Raw genomic sequence first — 21344 nt, 5'->3', positions numbered from 1 at the left:
CTCTGCGCCCCCGACGTCCGGTGGCGCGCGACGTTCCGAGGGGGAACCGCCATGAGCGCTCCGACCGTGAACCCGGCCACCGGTGAGGTCGACGAGCGTCCGATGGAGGCGCGGATCGAGGACCACCGGCGCGAGCTGACCGGGTACTGCTACCGGATGGTCGGCTCGGCGTTCGAGGCCGAGGACGCGGTCCAGGAGACGATGATCCGGGCCTGGAAGGGCCTGGCGAAGTTCGACGGGCGGTCGTCGCTGCGGTCCTGGCTCTACCGGATCGCCACCAACGTCTGCATCGACGCGCTCAACGGCCGCAAGCGCCGTGCGGTGCCGATGGACTTCGGTGGCCCGTCGGCGCCGGTCGCCGAGTCGATCCGCGAGCCGCTGCCGGACTCGGACTGGCTGGAGCCGATGCCCGACGCGCGCGTGTCGTCCCCGGCCGGGGACCCGGCGGACAAGGCCGTGGCCAAGGAGACGATCCGGCTCGCGTTCGTCGCCGCGCTGCAGCACCTGCCGGCCCGTCAGCGCGCGGTGCTGATCCTGCGCGAGGTGCTGTGCTGGAAGGCGAGCGAGGTCGCCGACCTGCTGGGGACGTCGGTGGCGTCGGTGAACAGCGCGCTGCAGCGGGCGCGGGCCACGCTGAACGACAGCGGGATCAGCGAGGCCGCGCCCGGCAACGGTGAGATGGACCAGGCGCACACCGAGCTGCTGCTCAAGTACATGGCCGCGTTCGAGGCGTTCGACATGGAGGCGCTGACGGCGCTGCTGCACGAGGACGTGGAGCAGAACATGCCGCCGCTGGACCTGTGGCTCAAGGGCCGCGACGACGTCATGGCCTGGATCACCACCGGCCCCGGCGCCGGGTGCCGCGGCTCGAAGGTCGCCCCGATCGAGCTCAACGGGACCGTCGGGTTCGCGCAGTGGAAGCCGTCCGGCCCGAACGGCGAGTACGAGGCCTGGGCGATCAACGCGCTGCGGATCGAGGGCGACAAGATCGTCGGTCTGACCAACTTCCTGAACACGGACCTGTTCGCACTGTTCGACCTGCCGTTGAAGCTCGCCGACGACCCGTCGGTCCTGGAGCGCACCATCGGCTGACCCGCGCGCGTGCTGCGGCGGCGCGGGTCCCGGCTCATGGGTCAGCGCGGCCGCAGCACGTAGGCGGTGTAGCCGTAGTCGGCGCCGTGCTCGCGACGGACGTCGATCTCCCGTCCGACCTCGGCGAGCAGGGCCGGGTCGGTGCCCGCGCGGCCGAGTTCGTCCAGGCGCGCGGCCAGAGGCCCGTAGTAGCCGTCCCAGTCGTCGTCGGGCAGCAGATAGGTCGCGGCGACGGTCCAGCCCGCGGCCGACGCGGCGGCCACGTTCCCGGCGGTGTCGCGCATCCCCGGGTAGCCCTCGTCCCAGAACGCCCGGGCACCCGGCGCGGGATCCTGTGTCGTCCACTCGGCCTCGGTGAGCACCAGGACACCGCCGGGCGCGAGCAGGCGCCGCCAGGACCGCAGGGCCGCGTCGAAGCCCATGATGTAGGCGGAGCCCTCGGCCCAGACCAGGTCGGCGCCGCCGTCGGGCAGCGGCAGGTCCTGCATCGGGGCGGGAACCGTACGGACACGGTCCCCCAGTCCGGCCGCGTCGGCTGCGTCGCGGAGCCGCGCCAGGAACGGCTCGTGCAGGTCGACCGCGTCGACGGTGCCCCCGGTCGCCTCCGCCAGTGCCAGGGTGGCGGGTCCGGTCCCGCACCCGATGTCGACGATCCGCGGCGCGGCCGGGAGCGGTCCGGCCAGGCGCAGCAGCAGCTCCGTCGTCGCGGCCGAACCGGGTGCCTCCCGGGGCAGACCGTCGTGTGCAGCCCAGAACACGTCCTCGATCGTGGTCACGGGACCGATGGTCCCGGCCGGGCGGCCCGGAGGCAGCCGGATTTCGCCGGAGGCGAGGGGACGGACGGGCGTCGTCCCGGCACCGTCGGGCATGTACCGGCCCTGTGCGCCCGCGCGTTCCGCCCACGGTGAAACGGCTCCTCCCCCGGCGAAACCGCGCCTGGCCGCCGATCGTCGTGCCTAGGGTCGGGATCGCGTCCGCGTTCCGCGGGCGCACGACGAGGAGGGACGTGCATGGACCACCCATCACGCAGCGACGTCCGGTCGATCGGCCCGGCCGGGGGTGCGGGCTCCGGTGACCCGCTCGCCGACCGCCTGCTCGGCCAGCGGATCGTCATGCTCGGCCGGGAGATCGACGACGAGGTCGCGAACACGGTGTGCTCGCAGCTCCTGCTGCTCGCCGGCGAGGACCCGCGTCGCGACATCGGGCTCTACATCAACTCGGCGGGCGGGTCGATCAGCGCCGGGATGGCGATCTACGACACGATGCAGTCGATCGGGCCGGACGTCGCGACCGTCGCGCAGGGGACGGCGGCGTCGATGGGGCAGTTCCTGCTCTGCGCCGGCGCTCCCGGAAAGCGCTCGGCGCTGCCGCACTCCAAGATCATGATGCACCAGCCCAGCGGAGGGCTCGGCGGCACCGCGTCCGACGTGCGGATCCGTTCCGAGCAGATCAGCCGGCAGAAGCGGGAGCTGGCCGAGCTGATCGCGGAGCACACCGGGCAGTCGGTGGAGCAGGTCGTCGCGGACTCCGACCGTGACCGGTGGTTCACCCCCGACGAGGCGATCGGGTACGGCCTGATCGACCGGGTGGTCTCCCGCACCGGGCGCTGACCCCGCGACGGGCCGGTCAGAGCATCGGCTCCGGTATGTCCGGGAGGGCGACGCCGCGCCGCGGGGTGGGCCGGTGCCCGAGGAACGTCGGACGGTTGGCGTGCCCGAGCAGCAGCGGGAGGAGCTCGGAGGCCCGCAACGTGCCGTACCAGCCGGACGCGGCCGGGGCCTCGCCGAACGCGGTCACCGGGTCGGCCCGGACCGTCGGTCCGGCCACCACCAGCGGCGTCGGGTCGCCGGTGTGCAGGACGCCGCCCGTCGACGGGGTGGCGTGGTCCCCGGTGACGGCGACGACCGCGCGTCCGGCGAGCGCGTCGAGCCCGTCCAGGCCCCGGTCCAGCGCCTCCAGCACGTCCCGCTTGGCGTAGGGGTCCTTCGTGTGACCGGCCTCGTCGGTGGCCTTGGTGTGCACGTGTACGAAGCCCGCCCCGTCGGCGATCAGCTCGTCGGCGACGGCGAGGCGGGCCCGGATGTCGGCGGCGAGGTCGGCGACGGGCGCGACGTGGCGCTGCGCCATCCCGAGCACCCCCGCGATCCCCCGGTACAGACGCGTGCTGGTCACCGCCGCGCCGGGGATCCCGACCTGCTCGGTGAACGTCGGCAGCGGCTCGCGGGACCCGGACCACTTGGTGGTGAGCACGTCCAGCGGCGGCAGCCCCCGGTCGGCCCGGGCGGCGTTGACCGGATGGACCTGCAGCACCGCACGGGCCTCGCGCAGCAACGCGGTGAGCATCTCGGCCGTGACGTCGGCGCCGGCCGGATCCGGCAGCGCCAGGACGTCACCGCCCGGCTCGCACGCTCGCACCCGCAGCCACGGGTGGCGGTCCTCGAAGAACGGGTCGGAGTCGGTGACCGCGCCGCTGCGGTGCCCGTCGAGCACGAGCAGCGACTCCCCGCGCCCGCCGAGCGGCAGCAGCCGGGCACCGTGCCGCGCACAGACCGGCGCCAGGGCCGTGAGCAGTGCGGACGCGGCGTCGCCGTCGTCGCGGGCGACCCGGCCGGTGATCCACACCCGGCCGTCGTCACCGACCTGCGACGTCCGCAGCGCCGCGTGCGTCACCGCGGTGGACTCCGGCACCTCGATCCCGGCGCCGGTCGCCTCCAGCACCGCCCGGCCCGGGAACGGCACCGGCGCGAACCCGAACATCGCCCAGTGCGCGAGCTCGGACGCCGGCGCGGCACCCCACCCGAACGGCACGTGCCACCCGGAGCAGCCGCGGGCGGCGAGCGCGTCGAGGTGCGGGGTGTGCGCCGCCTCGGACGGGGTCGCGCCGCCCAGCTCGGGGATCGGGCGGTCGCCCAGGCCGTCGAGGACGACCAGCACGACCGGCAGCCGGTCGTCGTCGAGGCGGGGCTGGCCCTCGCCGTAGCCGGGCGTCCTCATCGCCGGCCCAGGGGGACGGCGTCGAGCAGCTCCCGCAGCACCGGCACGGTCGCGGGCGGCACCAGGCCCTCCCACCCCGTCCCGGACGCGAGCGCGGCACGGATGTCGGTGGCGTCGACCTTCGTCGCGGGATCGCCGTCGAGCACCGTCAGCGGGTAACCGCCCGCGGCCAGGCGGTCGGCCTTCTCCCGCTCCCAGTCCGAGTAGACGCGCACGTACTGCCGGGCGCGCAGCGGCACGTACTCCGTCCACACCTGTGGACGGGTCAGGTCGAACGGGACGACGGTCGTCACCTCCGCCAGTCCCGCCCCGCGCAGCGCGGCGTCGAGCAGCCAGGCGCGCTCGACGTAGGAGAACGGGTTCGCCGCCGGCGTGTGCCGGTGCGCCGACGTCGGTTCGGTGTGCCGGGCACCGGAGTCCGGGTTGGTGACCGCGACGATCACGTGCGCGCACTCCCGCAGGGCCAGCCCGACCAGCTCCAGGTGCTGGTCGTGGACCGGCTGGAAACGGCCGGTCACGCAGCCGAGGGGCGTCATCGACGCAGCAGCCCGCGCGCGATCGCGTTGCGCTGGATCTCCACCGTCCCGGCCGGGATCTTCAGGTTCCGCGCGACCCGGAACAGCTTCTCCTCCGGCGAGTTCTGCAGCAGGCCGGTACCGCCGTGCACCTGCAGCGCGTTGTCGGCGACCCGGAAGAACGCCTCGTCGTTGATCACCTTGATCAGGCTGATCAGGCGCGGCGCGTCGTGGTGCAGCGGGATGGCGTACGGGCCGAGCTCGTCCAGCTCCGCCTGCGCGAGGAGGGACGCCGAGCGCGCCGCGTAGATGTCGGCGTCGATGTCGGCGAGCAGATGCTGCACGGCTTGCAGGTCGGCGATCGGGCGCCCGCCGGACTGCCGGGTGCGCGCCCGGTCCAGCGCGCGGTCGAGCAGCCAGTACCCCCAGCCGGCGCACATGCCGCCCCGGCACAGCCGCCGCCAGTTGATCCACGACATGGCCAGCGCGAACCCGTCGCCGACCTCGCGCACCACGTTCTCGGCCGGCACCCGGACGCCGTCGAATCCGAGCTCGCCGGTGAGCCCGTCGCCGAGCATCGTGGGGATGTCGCGGCCGCGGGTGACGCCGGGCGCGTCCGCGTCGACCAGGAACATCGTCAGCGAGCGGGTCCCGGCTCCGGGCTCGGTGACGGCGACGACCTGCAGGACGTCGGCGAAGTGCGCGTTGGTGATCCAGGCCTTGTTCCCGTCGAGGATCCAGTCCGAGCCGTCGCGGCGCGCGGAGGTCTCCATCGCGAGCACGTCGGTGCCGACCGAGGTCTCGGTGTTCGCGAACGCCGCGGAGATCTCGCCGGCCATCAGCGGGTCGAGGTAGCGGCCGCGCGCGGCGTCGGAGCAGTGCTCGATCGCCGGGTTGGCGCCCTCGGTCCAGGCCAGCCCGCACAGGCCCAGCCCGAGCCCGGCGGTGCGGTAGACGTACTCCTCGACGTGCTGCATCTCGACCCGGGTGAATCCGCCACCACCCACGTCGGCGCTCACGTGCGGGTTGTAGAGCCCGGCCGCGGCGGAGCGGCGCTGCACCTCGCGCCGGGTCTCCCAGACGTCGCGGTGCATGCGGCCCGCGTCGTCGAGCGCCGGCGCCCAGACGGTGCCGAGGCCCTTCGTGGCGAGCTCGGCCTCCAGCGGTTCGACCTGCTCGGCCAGGAACCGGCCGAACCGGGCCGTGTAGTCCTGCACCCGTTCGCTCGGCCCGAGGGCCCGCTCGCCTGCCATCGTCGGCGTCCTTCCCCGGAGACTGGAATGTCGATCCCGCCCCATCCTGCATGCTCGATCGCCGGAACGATGAGTGGACATTCTCACTATCGGATAGTTAAGGTATCCGTATGCGCGTGTCCGAGCTCTCCCGCACCTCCGGCGTCCCCGTCGCGACGATCAAGTACTACCTGCGCGAGGGGCTGCTGCACCGGGGCGAGACGACGTCGCCGAACCAGGCCCGTTACGACGACACCCACGTCCGGCGGCTGCGGCTGATCCGCTCGCTGGTCGAGGTCGGCGGCCTGCCGATCGGGACCGTGCGCGAGGTGCTGGCCGCCGTCGACGACCCCGGGCTCCCGGTGCACACCATGCTCGGCCGGGCCGTCTACGCGGTCACCCCCGACATCGAGGACGAGCACGACCACCACCACGACCGGGCCCTCGGCGAGGTCGAGGCGATGCTCGCGCGCACCGGCTGGCACGTCAGCCAGCACGCCCCGGCCCGCCGCTCGGCGGTCTCGGTACTGGCCCGCATGCACCGGCTCGGGCAGGACCGCTTCACCGACGACCTCGACGACTACGCCCGTGCCGCCGAGCGCATCGCCGAGACCGACCTCGCCCCGGTCGCCGGCCTCCACGGCCGCGAGGAGCGGGCCGAGGCCGTCCTCGTCGGCGGTGTCCTCGGCGACGCACTGCTCGCCGCCCTGCGCCGGATGGCCCAGGAGAGCTTCTCCGCCCAGCACTTCCCGCCCACCATGCTCCGGGAGTCGCCATGACCGTCCTCGCTCCGCCGATCCGGAACCTCCCCTCCGTCCGGGACGCCCTGCGCTGGCACCGGCCGTTGATGATCCTCGCGGTCGCGATGGTGGCGCTGACCGTCGTCGGGCTGGTCGGGATGGTCGTCGACCCGCGCACGATCACCGGTCTCGCCGCGTGGGACAAGCCGACCAAGTTCGCGATCTCGATCGCGATCTACGCGGTGACGTGGGCGTGGCTGGCCGACCAGATCCGGTCCCGCCGGGGACGTGCCCGTGGGGTGCACGTCGCCGGGACGGTGGCCGCGGTCCTGCTCGGGGTGGAGATGGTGGCGCTCGTCGTGCAGGCGACACGGGGTACGACCAGCCACTTCAACGTGTCCACACCGTTCGACAGCGCCCTGTGGACCTCGATGGCGGTCTCCATCGTCGTCATCTGGCTGGCCACGATGTACCTGGCCGCCGGCCTGTTCGGGCTGCGCGGCGGCGACCCGGCCCGGGCACTCGCCATCCGGGCCGGTGCCGTCGTCGCGGTCGTCGGGATGGGCCTCGGGTACCTGATGACGAGCCCGACGCGCGCCCAGCTCGCCGACTTCCAGGGCGTCATCGGCGCGCACACGGTCGGTCTGCCCGACGGCGGACCGGGCCTGCCGATCCTCGGCTGGAGCACCGTGGGTGGGGACCTGCGCGTGCCGCACTTCCTGGGCATGCACGCGCTGCAGGCGATCCCGTTGCTGCTGATCGTGCTGGAGCTGCTGGCGGCCCGGTTCGGGGCGCTGGGCTCGTCGGTGACGCGGCTGCGGCTCGTCGCCGTCGGCGCCCTCGCCTACGTGGCAGTGGTCGCGCTCGCGACCTGGCAGGCGCTGCGCGGGCAGTCGATCGTCGCGCCGGACACCCTCACGCTCGTCTGTCTCGTGGCGATCCTGGTCGCCTCCCTCGCCGCGGCGGCCCTGGTCCTCCGTGCGCCCGGCCCGCGACCCGAGCAGGTCAGCCCGGCGGCAGGTGGACGGTCGTGAGCACGGCCCGATGATCGGTGCCCGGGAGGTCGAGCACCTCGAACCGGGCGGTCACGGCGTCACGTGGGACGAGCACGTGGTCGATCTGGATGCCGAACCAGCGCGGGGCCGACGACGGGTACGTCCCGACCAGGCCGAGCCCGGTCCCCTCGGCCGCGCTGCGGCAGCGCCCGAGGGCCGCCCGGAGACGGGAATGGTCGAGCGTCGCGTTCAGGTCTCCGACGACGAGTGGTGCGACCGGCCCGGTCGTCCAGCCGCGGATGACGTCCATCTCCCGGCACCACGCCGTGGTGAACCGCGGCTGCACCGGCGCCGAGGTGTGCACCGCGAACAGGCGCCGCCGCCCGAGGATCCCGCCGGACACCTCGAGGTGGCGCAGCCGCATCGCGTGGTCGGCGACGACGGCGACGTCACCCGCCCGCCCCGAGACCAGGACGGTCACGCCCCGGCCGTCGTCCGTGCCGGGTGCGGTGGAGGTCCAGGACCGGTAGTCGGTCTCGCCGAGCATCGGGACGAGCTTGTCCCGGAAGTCCGGCCCGGCCTCGGGCAGCACCACGACATCGGGTCGCTCGCGGGCGATCACCGCGGCCAGCGCGCCGGTGTCACCGCGTCCGACCAGCACGTTCGCGGACAGGATGGTGACGGGCTCCCCCACCGGCTCCGGACGCCGGCGGCGCAGCGCCCGTCCGGCCACCGAGGCCAGGCCCGCCAGCCCGACCGCGCCCACCGCCGCCGCGGCCGGCCGGGTGGCCCTCGCGAGACCGAGCAGGCCCGCACCACCGAGGGCCAGGACCGAGGCCTGCGGGCGCCACGCGACCATGTCGACGATCGGGAACCGGTGGTCGATCCGCAGGTGGTCGGGGACCACGACCCCGGCGGCCGCCCCGCCGAGCACCGCGGCCAGCGCAATCCGTCCGGGGTGGCGCCGGCTTCCTGATCGGGGCATGGACGAGCGGTCCTTCCGTCGTGGAGCCGGTGCAGGTGTACCTCCGGCGTCTGGATGTCCAACGCGTCGCGCGACGGACTGGTTCCGCACGGCGACCCTCCCCAGCTCAGCCGCCCACCAGCGCGCACATGCCGCCCCGAGGGGATCCTTCGGGACTCCTCGAGGAGCGAGGGGACCCTTCCGGACGTCCCGGCCGTCACCGATCTCCGTGCGCCGACCGGTGATGCCCGATCTGTACGGTTCGGGCATGACCACCCGAGCCGTCCGCGTCCCGTGTCCGATGTTCCGGGGCGGGTGCTGACGGTGCTGCGACGTCGTGGATGGATCACCGTGGTCGCGCTCCTGGCCCTCGTCGGGCTCGTCGCCGGCCTCCTGACCTACCTGGTCCCGCTCGCCTTCGCCGCGACGTCGGCCGCGGGCGGCACCCGACTGCAGGTGGTCGTCGCCGGGTCCGGCACGCAGGACGGCACCGTCACCCTGGACTGCGCCGACGACGACGCCACGGACCGCGCCGCGTGCGACCGTCTCGACGAGATGGCGCGGACCGGCGGCGCCTCGGCGTTCGAGCCCGTCCCGGCCGACGCGATGTGCACGATGCAGTTCGGCGGCCCGGAGACCGCGGAGATCACCGGGACCTGGGACGGACGACCGGTCGACGCGTCGTTCACGCGGAGCGGTGGATGCGAGATCGAGCGCTGGGAGGCGCTGGAGCCGGTACTGCCGACGGTCGCGTCGTAACCGGGACACCGGGGAGTGTGCGGAGAAGCCGCTGATCAGAAGGTGTGGCCAGGGGCGGGGTCGAACCGCCGACCTTCCGCTTTTCAGCCCGATTCTGACTCGCACGCACGACTGATCCGGCCGGTCAAGGCCCTTCACGCACTCGCGCTGTCCCCCATCGTCGCCGTCGCGTTGCCGTCAACGTAGCCGTCACCTGACGGCCCGGCGGCGACGCTCGTTCCGGTTCCACCGCTGAGCACAACACGTGCTCCAGCGGCGGTTCCGCATGTCCGGATCCGGTCTGACCGGGCGCCATCGCCACGGCTCCGACGGCCTCTCGCGAGAGGTCGCCACTGTTGCCCACTCCCCCGCACGTTTCCTCGTCCGGCTGCGCGCCGGCGTCCCTGTCCGATCACACATCACTAACCCTCGGGCCCGCCCTGTCGTCGGTGGCGGCCGTGGGAGCCGTGGCCGGCCCGCCGGCGCGGGCCGGAGGCAGGAGCGCCGGAGGGCCGGACGCGAGCGAGTCGGCCGCGGCCCCGGCGTCAGCCGGCGGCCCGCCTGGGCTTGTTCTATGTGCCATATCGGGCCGGGACCCCGAACCGCCCCGGACTCCGGACACTCTTGCAGGGCTGTGGTCCCCGGCGTTCCCCTCGCCCGAGCTCGTCGACGCGGCGGCCGCCCTCCTGCCCGCGATTCGGGAGCAGGCGGGAACGCTCGCGGAGGGTCCGCGCTGGGAGCTGACGGTCGGTCCGGGCATGTTCGCCGTCGCTGCGCACGACTGGTGCCGACAGGAGCGCACAGCCGAGCGGCAGCAGGACGCACGGCGCAAGGACGTGGACATGGCCGTCGTGCATCACATCGCCACCGGGGAGTGGAGCGACCCGCCGCCTCGGGCACCGATCACCGGATGGTCCCGGCGGTCCCGGTCCCGGATGGTGCGACGACTGTGCGAGCTGGACTACACACCTCTGTACGAGTCGGGCCGGCTCCCGGCGATGGTCACGCTGACCTACCCCGGCGACTGGGAGACCGTCGTCCCGACCGGGCCGGTGCTGAAGCAGCACATGAAGGCGCTCCGCAAGCGCTACCTGCGGGCCTGGGGCGAGGACTGGGCCTGCGTGTGGAAGCTGGAGTTCCAGCGTCGCGGCGCTCCGCACGTGCACATGCTGTGCACCCCGCCGCACGGCGTGAGCGGCACCACCGGCGAGCGCTTCCACGTATGGCTCTCCCACGCCTGGGCGGCCGTCGTCGACCACCCGGACCCGGAGCACCGGCGGCGCCACGAGCTGGCCGGGACCGCGCTGGACTACAGCGAGGGCCTGCGGGCCACCGATCCGCGCCGGGTCGCGGCGTACTTCTGCAAGCACGGCATGTTGGCGGCCAAGGAGTACCAGCACCAGGTCCCGGAGGCGTGGCAGGAGACCGGACGCGGGCCGGGCCGGTTCTGGGGGGTCTGGAACCTCGCCCGCGCGACCCGCACCCTGCACGTCTCCCCGGCCGACGGCGTCGAGGCCGGCCGGATCGCTCGGCGCTGGGCCAGGGCGCAACGGCGGGCGCAGCAGACCTGGAAGGTGCGGGTCGAGCAGTCCACCGGACGCGTCCGTTATCGGCGCTCCCGCTCGCGGGTCCGGCTGATGACCAACGGCGGGCGGGGCTGGATCGCGGTCAACGACGGGCCGGCGTTCGCATCCGCCCTCGCGCGTTACCTCGCACAGCTCGACACCAGTTCAACAGGAAGCCGGCTGTCTTCTGTCTCCCCGTCGGCCAGGTCCCCCGAAAGCGCCTTCGGTGGGCGGGTCCAGGTGGAGCACCCGACGCGCTGAACGACCTGGACCCGCCCACCGGAGGTGCTATCGCCTTCAGGTGGCCGGCGGGGAGACACCCCTCCCCGGAGGTCGCCCGGGGTGTGGGGCGCGGCGAGCGCCCCGCCTAGATAGCACTCCCGAAAACGAGCGCGATCTGACAGGATTGGGACAGTCTGTTTCAGTGCCCAAAGCTGGCCACGAGACGCAAGGAGTTCGATTGTCGGTCTCGCGATTCTTGGGTACACCCCCACCTGACAAAGCTGGTAGTTCGACAGCCGGTTTGTTTCACTGGCAAGCAGGAGTAGCGGCGACTGATTCATTCGTTGAGCTTGCCCTCTCACTTCAAGCTCAGACCGAGACAGATCAGACGTCGGAGTTTTACTGCGAACACCATGAAGATTATGCGGTCTTTCGACCATCGAGCGGGATCGAACTCGTATCCGTTAAGCATCGCGGGCGACCTAGCGGAGCATGGACCTGGTCCTCAATCCTCAAGGATGGTGGAATCATCCACCTGTACGAACGCTGGCTTAGCCTGGGTTCGGCTTATCGAACTAGATTGGTGAGCAATGGCGGCCTCAGTCCATCCACGCCGAATGGCGCTAAGCGGCTTCAAACTGCTGCCGATGTTCTCTCCGGTCGTCACGAGCAACCTACCGCACGTGAACTTGAACTAGCGGAGGAGTCAGTCTCGCGACTCGCACGCGACCTCGTCGGCAATCTATCGGCAGACTCGCTACCCGAGAAGTGGCGTAGGCTCGACGAGACGGGAAACGCTTGCCTCGAATTGGCCGAGTCCGCGAGACGATTCTTATCAGCGCTCTCGCTAGACTGCGAACGGTCACACGTTGATGATTTACGGTACTCCGGTCCGGAGCGATACGTCGAACCAGTACTAGAAATACTTGATCTGCCCCCCCACTTGGCGAAAGCCGTGTGGGGAGCCGTCCACGACGTCTTCGCCGAGAGAATGAGATCCGAGGGAAAGGGGCAATCCTCTGGGCTGGACACCTTGATCAGCATCGCCCTTAACGAGGATCGATCTGCAGCTCAGCGCCGAGTCCTCTCAAAGCAGCGAGTAAGCTGCAACGAAGTTCTCTCAATTATCAGACGTGTCGCCGCCGATCCATCCGGGTTTGCCATTTCGCCCTCTAGGCTAGCGCCAACAACTTTAGCCATTAAACTACTTAAGGGCGGCTGCACACCGACAACCGTCAGATCAGCAGAACGGTTCGCAGAGAGTTGGCGAGACAATAGACGACGGAGAACTGCTGACGTTCCCGGCAATTCGGTCGAGTTTGCTCGAGCGGAACGCCTCCTCCTTAGGACTGCCAGTATTGCCGCAGAAGATGCCTCGCGCGAGACCACTGAACGGTACGGCCCTGAAATGTGGAAGCTTCTTAACGAACGTATTACACCTCAATTAATTCACGAACTTCCCCTGCAGCGAGACGAAACCCTTGCAGTCGGCGGGATATGTGACCTGACTAGCCGGTGCGAGGTCTGGTTCAGTGATGTCTTTGACATCGACCTTGAGCGGGCACACCTCAACCGTGAGGGAATTTTTGGCGGAGGTGTTCGATGAGCGATCTCTCGGAGGACGAAGCTCTACGCCGGAGACTTCTGCGTGACGATCTCGCCTACCACCAATCTCGGGTCCTCCTTATGCTGGAAGCTATCTGTCAAACATCGGGCACCGGTCGAAAACTCGATGGCCTTACAAAACTAGCTAAACTCGACTTCCTTGTCCGGTACCCTGTTCTAGCTCAAAGGGTCATCCCGGATGCAGCCAACGATCCACGACTCAGAGCGACCGACGACGATCGTCGCGAGGTTGAAGCTCCTATGATCAGGTATAAATATGGGCCGTGGGACGATCGCTATTATCCTATCATTGGCGCACTTGTCGGCCGGGGACTAGCGGCGTATACACGTGGCCGTAGAGGAAGTGTCGCGCTACGGATCACCCCGGCCGGACGGCGTTTGGTCACCGACCTGGCACAGAGCAGTGCCTGGTCCGACATCGCGGCGCGCTGCGAAGCTGTTGCTGAACACGTTGGCACTTGGAGCGGAAATCAGCTCAAAGAGGCAGTTTACGAACGCCTCCCAGAGGTAGTACAACTTCGCCAACGTGAGGTGATCTAGTGGGAACCCAATTTAGAATTGACCGGATACGGCTTGAGACTTCGAGGGGCGACGTTAGCTACGATTTCGCGGGCCCGCTAACCGTATTCACAGGACCGGTAGGAACCGGCAAGAGCACCCTACTCGAACTGATCAAGTTTGGACTTGGCGGGAAAGCGCTCCTTAGCCCTGTGGCACAGCAAAACGTCAGCGGAGTCGAGCTAAGCGTAACACTAGAGAGTGAACGATTCAGTCTTGCGCGAAAACTTCCCTCCGGTGACTCAGTTCAAGTTCACGACCTATTGACATTAGACTACGTGGGCTCGTACTCAACCGACGTATCAAAGCGCGAAACATCTATCAGCTCGTTTATCATGAAATACCTGGGGTTGCCGACAGATGTTCGAGCATCGTCGCAGCGTCGTTCAGCAACGAGCACGCCGTCACCAATAACATTCAACGACGTTTACAATCAGCTCTATGTCGATCAGCCTGAGATCGACCGTAGCATCGCACACCACTCGGAGCCCTACCGTGAACCAAAACGTCGTACCACGTTTGAGCTGCTATTCGGCTTGACCGACCCTGAACTGCTCAGGCTAAGGGAGCAAGCACAGCTAGCAAATCAGGAACTGCGCTCGGCAGTTCATGATGAGGAACGAATATCCGAGTTCCTCGCCAATGCACGTATGGGGACCGCCGAAGAAACAGAGCGTGAAGAGCGAGATCTCCGTCAGAGCCTCAGAGACCATCAGGCCATATTGGCAAGACTACGCGCCGAAGTCGATCCTGAAGATATGGAAACGGACCTGGCCCGTGACCTCCTTATATCTCGACGTGCTCGGCTTGACGAGGCCAATGAGCATCTTCGACACATTAACGAGTCGATCGAGAGCCGAGAATCGCTCCTCGCCGGGCTCCGCCAGGACGCCAAGAGGCTTAATCGACTTCGCGACGCTACTAGTCGACTCGCTGACATCGAGTTTGTCGTGTGCCCTCGATGCAGCCAGTCCCTCAGGAATCGAGAGGTCCCACCGGGCGCCTGCCCCGTTTGTGTGCAAGACGATCTGCCATCTACGAGCTCTCCTGACAATGTCGGAAACAACCCTGACTCTTACGAGCTGCGACAGCTGGAGTCACAGACCAATGAGACACTCCACCTGTTGGAGTCGGCGAGGACTGAACGGGCAGAGGTCGAAGAACAGGTTCGAGCGCTCGCCCTACGGGTTGACAAATTGTCACGAGAGGTCGACGAACGAACGAGAGAACTTATAAGCCCGAGGCTTCAAGCGTTTGCCGATGCGAGCTCCGAAATCGCAAGAGCAGAGACCCGTCTTGCAGCTCTCAACGAAGCTTTTCGAGTGTGGGACAGCTTTCGCGATGTCGAAGCTAGGACCTCGCAAGCAGAGGAAAATCGACTAGCTATCGAGGCGAACATTGCTCGACTTGTGGAAACACTGGCACAACGTCGAGACACGTTCCTGGCTGAATTGAGCGACGATTATCAAAGAATGGTCCTAGCTCTGGGGATTCCCAGTGTGCGCGAGGCATGGATCAACGATCGAAACTACCTGCCCGTTGTTGACGGTAAGCCATTCGACTCCATTAGCACGGGCGGAATTCGAACGGCCCTAATCGTTGCCTACTGGGTAACGTTACTAGCGACTACTTTGCGTGAAACTGAGGTCTCACATCCATCATTCCTTATCCTGGACAGTCCGCGTAAGTCGATCGGCGCCGGCGAGGAGCTCGCGGTTAACCTATACCGCCAGTTGGATACTATCGCGGAGGTTTATAGAGATACTGCTCAAATTATTGTGGCCGACAATAATATCAGCGGTGACCGTGCCCCGCGATGGCAAGAGTTTAGTTTCGACTACGACAACCCTTCGATCCCAACGATTTCTCATCCTGGGCCTGCGAGCGTCGAGACGCTTGAGAGCATAGTGGCTCGCGAGGAAAAAGATCGGCGAGACCGCTAGTCCGATCCGACAAGTTCTACGCCGTCATGACATCGAACGTAAACCTCTCTAGACAAGGCATCTTGGACCCGGATGGCGAAGGCCGGGTCCATGTCGTCAACTATCTCCCCGATCGAACGCCATGCTACCGCTCGTGACTCATCGCTTACCGTCGGCTCGCCGGAGACACGTCGGCAACGAAACACAAGTGCAATAATTCCGCGAGTCATATTCTTATAGACGCCACTCAATTCTTCGACAGCGACGGAGACCCCGGTCTCCTCGAAGACCTCTCGACAGACGCCGTCTTCAGGCGACTCGTCAAGTTCGAGGATTCCGCCGGGCGGCTCCCAGTGCGCGTTGTCGCGCCGCTGAATGACAAGCACGCGATCGTCCTCGTCGACGACGATGCCAGCGACACTCACGGAGTGCTTCGGTGTGTCGGCCATCGCTGGAGTCTCCTCGTCCACGAGCGTTCGGTAACGTCAGTGAACCAGCGTAGAGGTCCAGTCGTCTGGAGGAGTTGTGCAGCTCGGGTTCCTCGACCGATCGGACGATCGCGCGCCGTACCGTCAGATCGCGGATCACCTACGCGCGTCGATCGACCGCGGCGATCTGCTGGCCGGCGACAAGCTGCCGTCCGAGGCACGGCTGATGGAGCACTATGAGGTCGCCCGTATGACGGCCCGGCAGGCGATCCAAGAACTCCGTTCCGAGGGCCGGGTCGTCGCCGAGCAGGGCCGGGGCGTCTTCGTACGCCAGCCGGTCCAGGTGCGCAGGCTCGCGTCTGAGCGGTTCGCCCGCCGTCACCGGGAGGCCGGCCTTGCTGCGTTCGGCGTCGAAGCCGAGAAGACCGGCTTCACCCCGCGCGTCGACCAGCTGGAGGTCTCGACGGCCGCACCGGCCGACGAGATCCGCGACCGTCTGCGCCTCGGTGACGGTGAGGACGTGGTCATCCGATCCCGCCGCTACCTGGCCGACGAGCACCCGGTCGAAACGGCAGTGTCGTACGTCCCGGCATCGATCGCAGCTGGCTCCCCCATCGTCGACGACGACAGCGGCCCGGGCGGCATCTACGCCCGTCTGGAGGAGCTGGGCCACGAACTGGACCACTTCACCGAGGAGGTCACGGCGCGGATGCCGACGGCTGACGAGCGGCGCCGGCTTCAGCTCACCGACGGCGTGCCGGTGATCGTCCTGGTCCGCACCGCGTACGACACGGCCGGTCGGCCGGTCGAAGTCTGCGACACCCTCAAAGCCGCCCCGGCGTATGTCCTGGAGTACGAGGTTCCTGCCCGCTGAGCTGCGCTGATCGGGTGGTCGTCGCACAACGACGGCAACTCCTCTAGCCGTCTAGCTATCATCTGCTACCGTTCAACTTGTCTAGAGGACTTCGACGGAGACAGGTGAGACCAGTGCCTCAGATCTACGCCATCGACCAGGCAGCCACGTTCGAGCGCGTGTTGTGGCTGTCCAGTGAGCCGAAGACCCGCTTCGGCTCCGACGACCAGGAGACGACCAAGGACGGCGTTCCGAAGTGGGAGGTGCAGCTCGTCGCGAGCTTCCGCCAGTTCGGGCGCTCCACCAACGAGATCATCAAGGTCGGCATGACCTCGCCGAGCTGGCCGGGCCCGGACCTCGGGCCGGCGGAGCCAGTGCAGCTCGTCGGCTTCGAGATCGGCGTGATGGACAAGAAGAACCGCGAGGGCCAGGTCGTCGGTGCGCAGGTCTGGTACCGCTGCCAGGAGGTCCGTTCGCTGGCAGCGACCGCTCCGCGCGGCAAGTCGGCGGAGGCGAGCTGATGGCCTCCACGATCGACGACGCGGATGCCGTCGTGTTCCTCTGCCGGTCCTGCGAGACGGAGTACCCACCCGAGACCGGGGAGTGCCCGGAGTGCGGTGACTGGGCGTTCATGGCGGCGCTGTCGCCTGCGCTACTTCCGATTCCGCGCTCGGCCGGGAGTGCGTCATGACGGCCGTGACACTCCTCCGTCCCAGGGATGCGGCGGTGACCGCCGACGGCTGGTTCGCCCGGCTGTGGAGGTCCTGGACTGCGCGGCGGGCCCGTCGGGAGCACGAGCGCGAGTGCCTTGTGTTTGCCGAGCACCTGCGCTACGTCTGGCGGGACGCGTGCGAGGGCGTCGGCGCGTGCCGGATGGTCGACACGGCGACCGGCATGACGGTGCGGACGCCGAAGATCGGCCGGATCGTGCTCGGCCCGCCGACGTCGTTCCTGGTCGAGCTGATCCCAGGCCAGGAGCCGCAGGACATCACGCGCGTCGGTGACCGGCTCGCGCACAGCATGTGTTTCGAGCGGCTGCGGGTGGTTCCGTACGCGGGCCGGTGGGTGCGGATCGAGCTGCTTGCGGCGGACCCGCTGGACGAGCAGTTCGGGCTCGACCGGATCTCTGTGCGGACGTGCCGCGAGCGGGTGCTGCTCGGGGTCGACGAGCACGGCCAGGAGCTGCACCACGCGTTCGCCGGCGCGGCGCACGTCGCGTTGCAGGGGCAGAACGGCTCCGGGAAGTCGCAGTTCGCGTACGGCCTGCTGTCCCAGCTCGCGGGCGCGGACGACGTGCGGATCGCCGGTTCGGACATCACGGGCCTTCTGCTCGGCCGACCGTTCGACGGCACGGTTCACCGGCCGTGGCAGATGGCCGGGACTGCCGACATCGAGGGTCACGCGCTCCTGCTGGAGCGGCTCGTCGCGCTGATGGACGAACGGCTGGCCGCGCTACCGGAGCGGGTGGACAAGCTCGAGCCGAGCCCGTCGATGCCGCTGTTCGTCGTCGTGCTCGAGGAGTTCCCTGGGCTGCTGCGGGCGGCCGGTGCGCTGTCCAAGCCGGCGCGGGGTGAGCGGGCCGTGATCGACCGGATCAAGTCGGCGAACCTGCGGCTGCTCTCGGAGGGCCGGAAGGTCGCGTTCCGCGTCGTCACCCTCGCGCAACGCGCGGAGGCCGAAGCGCTCGGCGGCGGGTTTGCCCGCGATCAGTACGCGCTGCGGCTCTCGTTCCGGGTGCCGGGCGACTCGCTCGAAATGCTGCACGGCCCTACTGCCCGCGAGCTGGGCGAACGACATGGCACGGCCGAGCCCGGCATCGCCGTCGTCTCCGCACCCGGCCACGAGCTCGCCCGAGCCCGGGTGCCCTACCTCGGCGAGTACGCCGAGTACTGCGACCGCATCGCCACGACCGCACGGAAGGAGCCCTGACATGGACCCTCTACTGCTCACGGTGCGCGAGGCCGCCGACGTGCTGCGGATGAGCACGAGTCGCGTCTACGACCTCATGCGCACGCGGCAGCTCCGCTCGCACAAGGTCGGCCGGGCCCGGTTGATACCGGCGGACGCGCTACGAGAGTTCGTCGCCTCGCTGGGTGAGGAGGACGCGGCATGACGGGCGACGAGCTGTTCCCGGCTCCGCGCACGGGCAAGCAGCGCGGGAACGGCGAGGGCACGGTCTACAAGCGTCGTGACGGCCGGTACGAGGGCGCCTGCTACGTGCTGATGACCGACGGCACCGTCCGCCGGAAGCGGGTCTATGCCCGCACGCGGAAGGAGGTCGTCGACAAGCTCGCGGAGCTGCAGAAGCACTCCCGAGACGGCGTGCCGATGCCGACGAAGACGTGGACCGTGACCGAGTACCTGGCGTACTGGCTGGAGCACGTCGTCCGGCCGAACAGCAAGCCGAAGACGCACCAGGGCTACGAGGTCGTCACCCGGGTGCACGTCGTTCCGGTGCTGGGTAAGAAGCGTCTGACGGCGCTCCAGGCCGCGGACATTCGCCTGCTGCTCACGCGGGTCCAGCACCGGTGCCGCTGCTGTGCCGAGGAGATCGACGCGGGTCGTCCGGAGAGGGGACGGCGCTGCTGCGCGATCGGCAGGTGCTGCGAGAGCTACCCGTCCGCACGGACGCTCCAGCAGGTGCACGCGGTGTTCCGCAACGCGCTGCAGAACGCGGTGCGCGAGGAGCTGGTGATGCGCAACGTGGCCAAGCTGGTCCGGGTGCCGTCGCCGAAGTACCGGGTCCACCGGGGCATCACGGCCGATCAGGCGCACGAGATGATCGAGGCAAGCGTGAGCGACCGGCTCCACGCGCTCTACGTGCTGACGCTCTACCTCGGGATGCGCCGCGCCGAGCTGCTCGGGCTGCGCTGGGCGGACGTGGATCTGGACGGCGGCCACCTGGAGATCGTGCAGACGCTCCAGCGGGTGGACGGCGAGCTGCGCTTCGTCCCGGCCAAGACGACCGCGTCGGAGCGCACGCTGCCGCTGGTCGGTCGTTGCTGGGAGACGCTGCGCAAGCACCGTGCTGCCCAGGCCTGGGAGACCTCGGAGGCCGGCGACGACTGGACGGACCACGACCTGGTGTTCCCGAGCCGCGTCGGGACGCCGCTGGAGCCGGACAACCTGCGCCGGTCCTGGTACCCGTTGCGGAAGAAGCTCGGCGTCGAGAGCACGCGGTTCCACGACCTGCGCCACACCTGCGTGACGCTGCTGCTGGACCTCGGCGTCCCGCCGCACATCGTCCGCGAGATCGCCGGCCACTCGGACATCGGCGTCACGATGAGGATCTACGCGCACGCCTCGCTGGACGAGAAGCGGGCCGCGCTGCGCAAGCTCGACGGGAGGATCGGATGAACGCGTTGCCGTCAACGTTGCCGTCAAACCGCATGATCGCGGTGAGGCGTTGCGGGGAATCCGCTGGTGAGAACGTGTGGCCAGGGGCGGGGTCGAACCGCCGACCTTCCGCTTTTCAGGCGGACGCTCGTACCAACTGAGCTACCTGGCCCCGGCCCCCGGATGAACCGGGGTGACCAGAGAGTGGAGCGACCCAGACGGGACTCGAACCCGCGACCTTCGCCGTGACAGGGCGACGCGCTAACCAACTGCGCCACTGGGCCTTGCTTGTGAAGCTATTACTACCGTACCCCCAACGGGATTCGAACCCGCGCTGCCGCCTTGAAAGGGCGGAGTCCTAGGCCGCTAGACGATGGGGGCGTGGACCACCCGGAGGCGATCCCTGCCTCCAACGGCTGTCCGTTGGGAGCCAGCAAAGCATAGGACAGGCCCTGCGGGCGACCGCAGCCGCCCCCTCCAACGCGTCGTCGTCGCTGCTCAGACGGCAGACGGGAGTCGATCTCAGCGGGAGACGGGCGGCGGCTGGTCCGGGCTGGAGGAGATCAGGCCGAGCATGTCGAGCATCTCGCGGAGGTCCTCGGTGCTCTGGGCGTTCTTCGCGACCACGAGACGGGCGTTCGCCACCTGCTCGTCGGAGACCCGGAACGCGTCGGCCGCGCTCCGCGGGGCCGGGATCGAACCGGTCTCCTTGTCGTCCACGTTCCGCCTCGTGCTGCTGATCCCGCTCATGACGCCTCCCCGATAGGCCGTCCGGGCATCTGCGCCTCGATCCGCTCGAACCCGGCGACACTGCCGGGCGACGCGCGTTCTCGGACCGCATCCGCCGCACGGCCACCGCCTGTGGCCGTGACCAAGACGTTACCTACCGTGGGATGCGGACGCATGCCCCTTCCCGGGTGACGGGCACCCGAATTCGATCACCGTCCGAACACCGCCTGCTCCGGCCGCGCCTACCCCCGAGGGGTATGATGGGAGCTGTTCGTGGCTGCGCCCGAGGAGGAACGATGCCCGCCTACACCGATCACCGTGACGAGCACCTGCGCAGGCTGCGTCGGATCGAGGGCCAGGTGCGCGGCCTGCAGAGGATGGTCGACGAGGACGTCTACTGCATCGACGTGCTGACCCAGGTCTCCGCGGCCACCCGGGCACTGCAGTCCTTCGCCCTGGAACTGCTCTCCGAGCACATGTCCGGGTGTGTGGCCGACGCCGCGCGCGCCGGCACCGCCGAGGGCGAGGCGAAGGTCCAGGAGGCCACGGACGCGATCGCCCGGCTCGTCCGGTCCTGACCCCACCCCGATCACCAGCTCCCAGGAGGAACCCGTGTCGATCGACACCACGCACCGCACCGACATCATCGTCACCGGCATGACCTGCCAGCACTGCGTCGCCTCGGTCACCGAGGAGATCAGCGAGATCGAGGGCGTCACCGAGGTCGCCGTCGACCTGGAGTCGGGCGGCGTGACCGTCACCTCGGACCGCGAGCTCGACCATGCCGCGATCGCCGCCGCCGTCGACGAGGCGGGCTACGCGCTGGCCTGAGACC

The 21344-nt window shown here is 69.0% G+C and carries 21 protein-coding genes and 3 tRNA genes; 14 read left to right on the top strand and 10 right to left on the bottom strand.

What is annotated here, in order from left to right; genetic code table 11:
• Positions 1-51 precede the first annotated feature (51 nt).
• On the top strand, positions 52-1092 hold the full coding sequence (locus EV383_RS02740) for a sigma-70 family RNA polymerase sigma factor (protein WP_130288447.1): 1041 nt from the start codon (positions 52-54) through the stop codon (positions 1090-1092).
• A gap of 41 nt (positions 1093-1133) precedes the next feature.
• Here EV383_RS02740 and EV383_RS02735 read toward each other — a convergent pair whose 3' ends face one another.
• Positions 1134-1868, bottom strand: coding sequence for an SAM-dependent methyltransferase (locus EV383_RS02735; RefSeq protein WP_242622859.1), 735 nt, complete (start codon positions 1866-1868; stop codon positions 1134-1136).
• A gap of 234 nt (positions 1869-2102) precedes the next feature.
• Between EV383_RS02735 and EV383_RS02730 the strand changes: the two genes are divergently transcribed.
• Positions 2103-2702, top strand: a complete 600-nt coding sequence (locus tag EV383_RS02730; protein ID WP_130288445.1) for an ATP-dependent Clp protease proteolytic subunit — start codon at positions 2103-2105, stop codon at positions 2700-2702.
• Positions 2703-2718: 16 nt separating this feature from the next.
• On the opposite strand, the gene EV383_RS02725 is transcribed toward EV383_RS02730, so the two are convergent.
• The 3 genes from EV383_RS02725 to EV383_RS02715 are packed head-to-tail and all read right to left on the bottom strand — an operon-like array spanning position 2719 to position 5854.
• Entirely contained in the window at positions 2719-4086 is a 1368-nt protein-coding gene (locus EV383_RS02725; protein WP_130288444.1) for a BPG-independent phosphoglycerate mutase family protein, read from the bottom strand.
• On the bottom strand, positions 4083-4604 hold the full coding sequence (locus tag EV383_RS02720; protein WP_242622858.1) for a cytidyltransferase: 522 nt from the start codon (positions 4602-4604) through the stop codon (positions 4083-4085). Before EV383_RS02720 ends, EV383_RS02725 begins: the two co-directional genes overlap by 4 nt.
• Before the next feature lie 14 nt (positions 4605-4618).
• A complete protein-coding gene (locus EV383_RS02715) occupies positions 4619-5854 on the bottom strand; it encodes an acyl-CoA dehydrogenase family protein (protein ID WP_242622857.1) in 1236 nt (411 codons plus the stop codon).
• A gap of 110 nt (positions 5855-5964) precedes the next feature.
• Between EV383_RS02715 and EV383_RS02710 the strand changes: the two genes are divergently transcribed.
• Together EV383_RS02710 and EV383_RS02705 are read left to right on the top strand one after the other, a co-directional pair.
• On the top strand, positions 5965-6612 hold the full coding sequence (locus tag EV383_RS02710; protein ID WP_130288441.1) for a MerR family transcriptional regulator: 648 nt from the start codon (positions 5965-5967) through the stop codon (positions 6610-6612).
• Entirely contained in the window at positions 6609-7607 is a 999-nt protein-coding gene (locus tag EV383_RS02705; RefSeq protein WP_130288440.1) for a hypothetical protein, read from the top strand. The genes EV383_RS02710 and EV383_RS02705 overlap by 4 nt, the downstream gene beginning before the upstream one ends.
• Here EV383_RS02705 and EV383_RS02700 read toward each other — a convergent pair.
• Complete coding sequence (locus tag EV383_RS02700; RefSeq protein WP_130288439.1) at positions 7579-8553, bottom strand: endonuclease/exonuclease/phosphatase family protein; 975 nt, start codon at positions 8551-8553, stop codon at positions 7579-7581. The two genes, EV383_RS02705 and EV383_RS02700, sit on opposite strands and share 29 nt — an antisense overlap.
• 273 nt (positions 8554-8826) lie before the next feature.
• Here EV383_RS02700 and EV383_RS02695 point away from each other — a divergent pair, with 273 nt between their 5' ends.
• From EV383_RS02695 to EV383_RS02680, 3 genes are all read left to right on the top strand, one after another.
• A complete protein-coding gene (locus tag EV383_RS02695) occupies positions 8827-9291 on the top strand; it encodes an SSI family serine proteinase inhibitor (protein ID WP_207223412.1) in 465 nt (154 codons plus the stop codon).
• An 821-nt stretch (positions 9292-10112) separates the two neighbouring features.
• Complete coding sequence (locus EV383_RS02690) at positions 10113-11096, top strand: rolling circle replication-associated protein (RefSeq protein WP_130288437.1); 984 nt, start codon at positions 10113-10115, stop codon at positions 11094-11096.
• A gap of 2126 nt (positions 11097-13222) precedes the next feature.
• On the top strand, positions 13223-15184 hold the full coding sequence (locus tag EV383_RS02680; RefSeq protein WP_130288436.1) for an AAA family ATPase: 1962 nt from the start codon (positions 13223-13225) through the stop codon (positions 15182-15184).
• On the opposite strand, the gene EV383_RS02675 is transcribed toward EV383_RS02680, so the two are convergent.
• Positions 15181-15633, bottom strand: a complete 453-nt coding sequence (locus tag EV383_RS02675; protein WP_242622856.1) for an NUDIX hydrolase — start codon at positions 15631-15633, stop codon at positions 15181-15183. The genes EV383_RS02680 and EV383_RS02675 overlap by 4 nt on opposite strands.
• Positions 15634-15688: 55 nt before the next feature.
• On the opposite strand from EV383_RS02675, the gene EV383_RS02670 reads away from it, so the two are divergent.
• The 5 genes from EV383_RS02670 to EV383_RS02650 all read left to right on the top strand — a co-directional run bounded on the left by EV383_RS02670 (position 15689) and on the right by EV383_RS02650 (position 19801).
• Positions 15689-16465, top strand: a complete 777-nt coding sequence (locus tag EV383_RS02670; RefSeq protein WP_130288435.1) for a GntR family transcriptional regulator — start codon at positions 15689-15691, stop codon at positions 16463-16465.
• A 113-nt stretch (positions 16466-16578) separates the two neighbouring features.
• Positions 16579-16965: a hypothetical protein gene (locus EV383_RS02665; protein ID WP_130288434.1), complete on the top strand. Its 387-nt coding sequence runs from the start codon at positions 16579-16581 to the stop codon at positions 16963-16965.
• A gap of 205 nt (positions 16966-17170) precedes the next feature.
• On the top strand, positions 17171-18373 hold the full coding sequence (locus EV383_RS02660) for a hypothetical protein (RefSeq protein WP_130288433.1): 1203 nt from the start codon (positions 17171-17173) through the stop codon (positions 18371-18373).
• Between the two features lies 1 nt (position 18374).
• Positions 18375-18557 carry a helix-turn-helix domain-containing protein gene (locus tag EV383_RS02655; protein WP_130288432.1) on the top strand — a complete coding sequence of 61 codons (183 nt, stop codon included), beginning with the start codon at positions 18375-18377 and terminating at the stop codon, positions 18555-18557.
• Positions 18554-19801 carry a site-specific integrase gene (locus EV383_RS02650; RefSeq protein WP_130288431.1) on the top strand — a complete coding sequence of 416 codons (1248 nt, stop codon included), beginning with the start codon at positions 18554-18556 and terminating at the stop codon, positions 19799-19801. Before EV383_RS02655 ends, EV383_RS02650 begins: the two co-directional genes overlap by 4 nt.
• A gap of 77 nt (positions 19802-19878) precedes the next feature.
• Here the strand turns inward: EV383_RS02650 and EV383_RS02645 are convergent.
• The 4 genes from EV383_RS02645 to EV383_RS02630 all read right to left on the bottom strand — a co-directional run bounded on the left by EV383_RS02645 (position 19879) and on the right by EV383_RS02630 (position 20530).
• Positions 19879-19952: transfer RNA gene (locus tag EV383_RS02645), tRNA-Phe, on the bottom strand.
• Positions 19953-19990: 38 nt separating this feature from the next.
• Positions 19991-20064, bottom strand: a tRNA-Asp gene (locus EV383_RS02640).
• A gap of 24 nt (positions 20065-20088) precedes the next feature.
• A tRNA-Glu gene (locus EV383_RS02635) sits at positions 20089-20161 on the bottom strand.
• A 141-nt stretch (positions 20162-20302) separates the two neighbouring features.
• Positions 20303-20530, bottom strand: coding sequence for a hypothetical protein (locus EV383_RS02630; protein WP_130288430.1), 228 nt, complete (start codon positions 20528-20530; stop codon positions 20303-20305).
• 275 nt (positions 20531-20805) lie between these two features.
• Here EV383_RS02630 and EV383_RS02625 point away from each other — a divergent pair, with 275 nt between their 5' ends.
• Both EV383_RS02625 and EV383_RS02620 read left to right on the top strand, forming a co-directional pair.
• Positions 20806-21087, top strand: a complete 282-nt coding sequence (locus tag EV383_RS02625) for a metal-sensitive transcriptional regulator (RefSeq protein ID WP_130288429.1) — start codon at positions 20806-20808, stop codon at positions 21085-21087.
• A gap of 34 nt (positions 21088-21121) precedes the next feature.
• The gene (locus EV383_RS02620; RefSeq protein WP_479725231.1) at positions 21122-21340 is read left to right on the top strand and encodes a heavy-metal-associated domain-containing protein; all 219 of its coding nucleotides are present in this window, start codon (positions 21122-21124) and stop codon (positions 21338-21340) included.
• Positions 21341-21344: the final 4 nt, after the last annotated feature.

Source organism: Pseudonocardia sediminis, assembly GCF_004217185.1.
In the GTDB taxonomy this organism is placed as follows: Bacteria; Actinomycetota; Actinomycetes; order Mycobacteriales; family Pseudonocardiaceae; genus Pseudonocardia; species Pseudonocardia sediminis.
The sequence above is the reverse complement of the archived record's forward strand: the minus strand, read 5'-3'. Positions and strand labels throughout refer to the sequence as shown.

Coding starts and splice junctions, on each gene's coding strand:
- EV383_RS02730 (WP_130288445.1), top strand. CDS start 2,103: ATGGACCACCCATCACGCAGCGACGTCCGGTCGATCGGCCCGGCCGGG.
- EV383_RS02650 (WP_130288431.1), top strand. CDS start 18,554: ATGACGGGCGACGAGCTGTTCCCGGCTCCGCGCACGGGCAAGCAGCGC.
- EV383_RS02725 (WP_130288444.1), bottom strand. CDS start 4,086: ATGAGGACGCCCGGCTACGGCGAGGGCCAGCCCCGCCTCGACGACGAC.
- EV383_RS02705 (WP_130288440.1), top strand. CDS start 6,609: ATGACCGTCCTCGCTCCGCCGATCCGGAACCTCCCCTCCGTCCGGGAC.
- EV383_RS02715 (WP_242622857.1), bottom strand. CDS start 5,854: ATGGCAGGCGAGCGGGCCCTCGGGCCGAGCGAACGGGTGCAGGACTAC.
- EV383_RS02630 (WP_130288430.1), bottom strand. CDS start 20,530: ATGAGCGGGATCAGCAGCACGAGGCGGAACGTGGACGACAAGGAGACC.
- EV383_RS02710 (WP_130288441.1), top strand. CDS start 5,965: ATGCGCGTGTCCGAGCTCTCCCGCACCTCCGGCGTCCCCGTCGCGACG.
- EV383_RS02625 (WP_130288429.1), top strand. CDS start 20,806: ATGCCCGCCTACACCGATCACCGTGACGAGCACCTGCGCAGGCTGCGT.
- EV383_RS02740 (WP_130288447.1), top strand. CDS start 52: ATGAGCGCTCCGACCGTGAACCCGGCCACCGGTGAGGTCGACGAGCGT.
- EV383_RS02690 (WP_130288437.1), top strand. CDS start 10,113: ATGGCCGTCGTGCATCACATCGCCACCGGGGAGTGGAGCGACCCGCCG.
- EV383_RS02655 (WP_130288432.1), top strand. CDS start 18,375: ATGGACCCTCTACTGCTCACGGTGCGCGAGGCCGCCGACGTGCTGCGG.
- EV383_RS02700 (WP_130288439.1), bottom strand. CDS start 8,553: ATGCCCCGATCAGGAAGCCGGCGCCACCCCGGACGGATTGCGCTGGCC.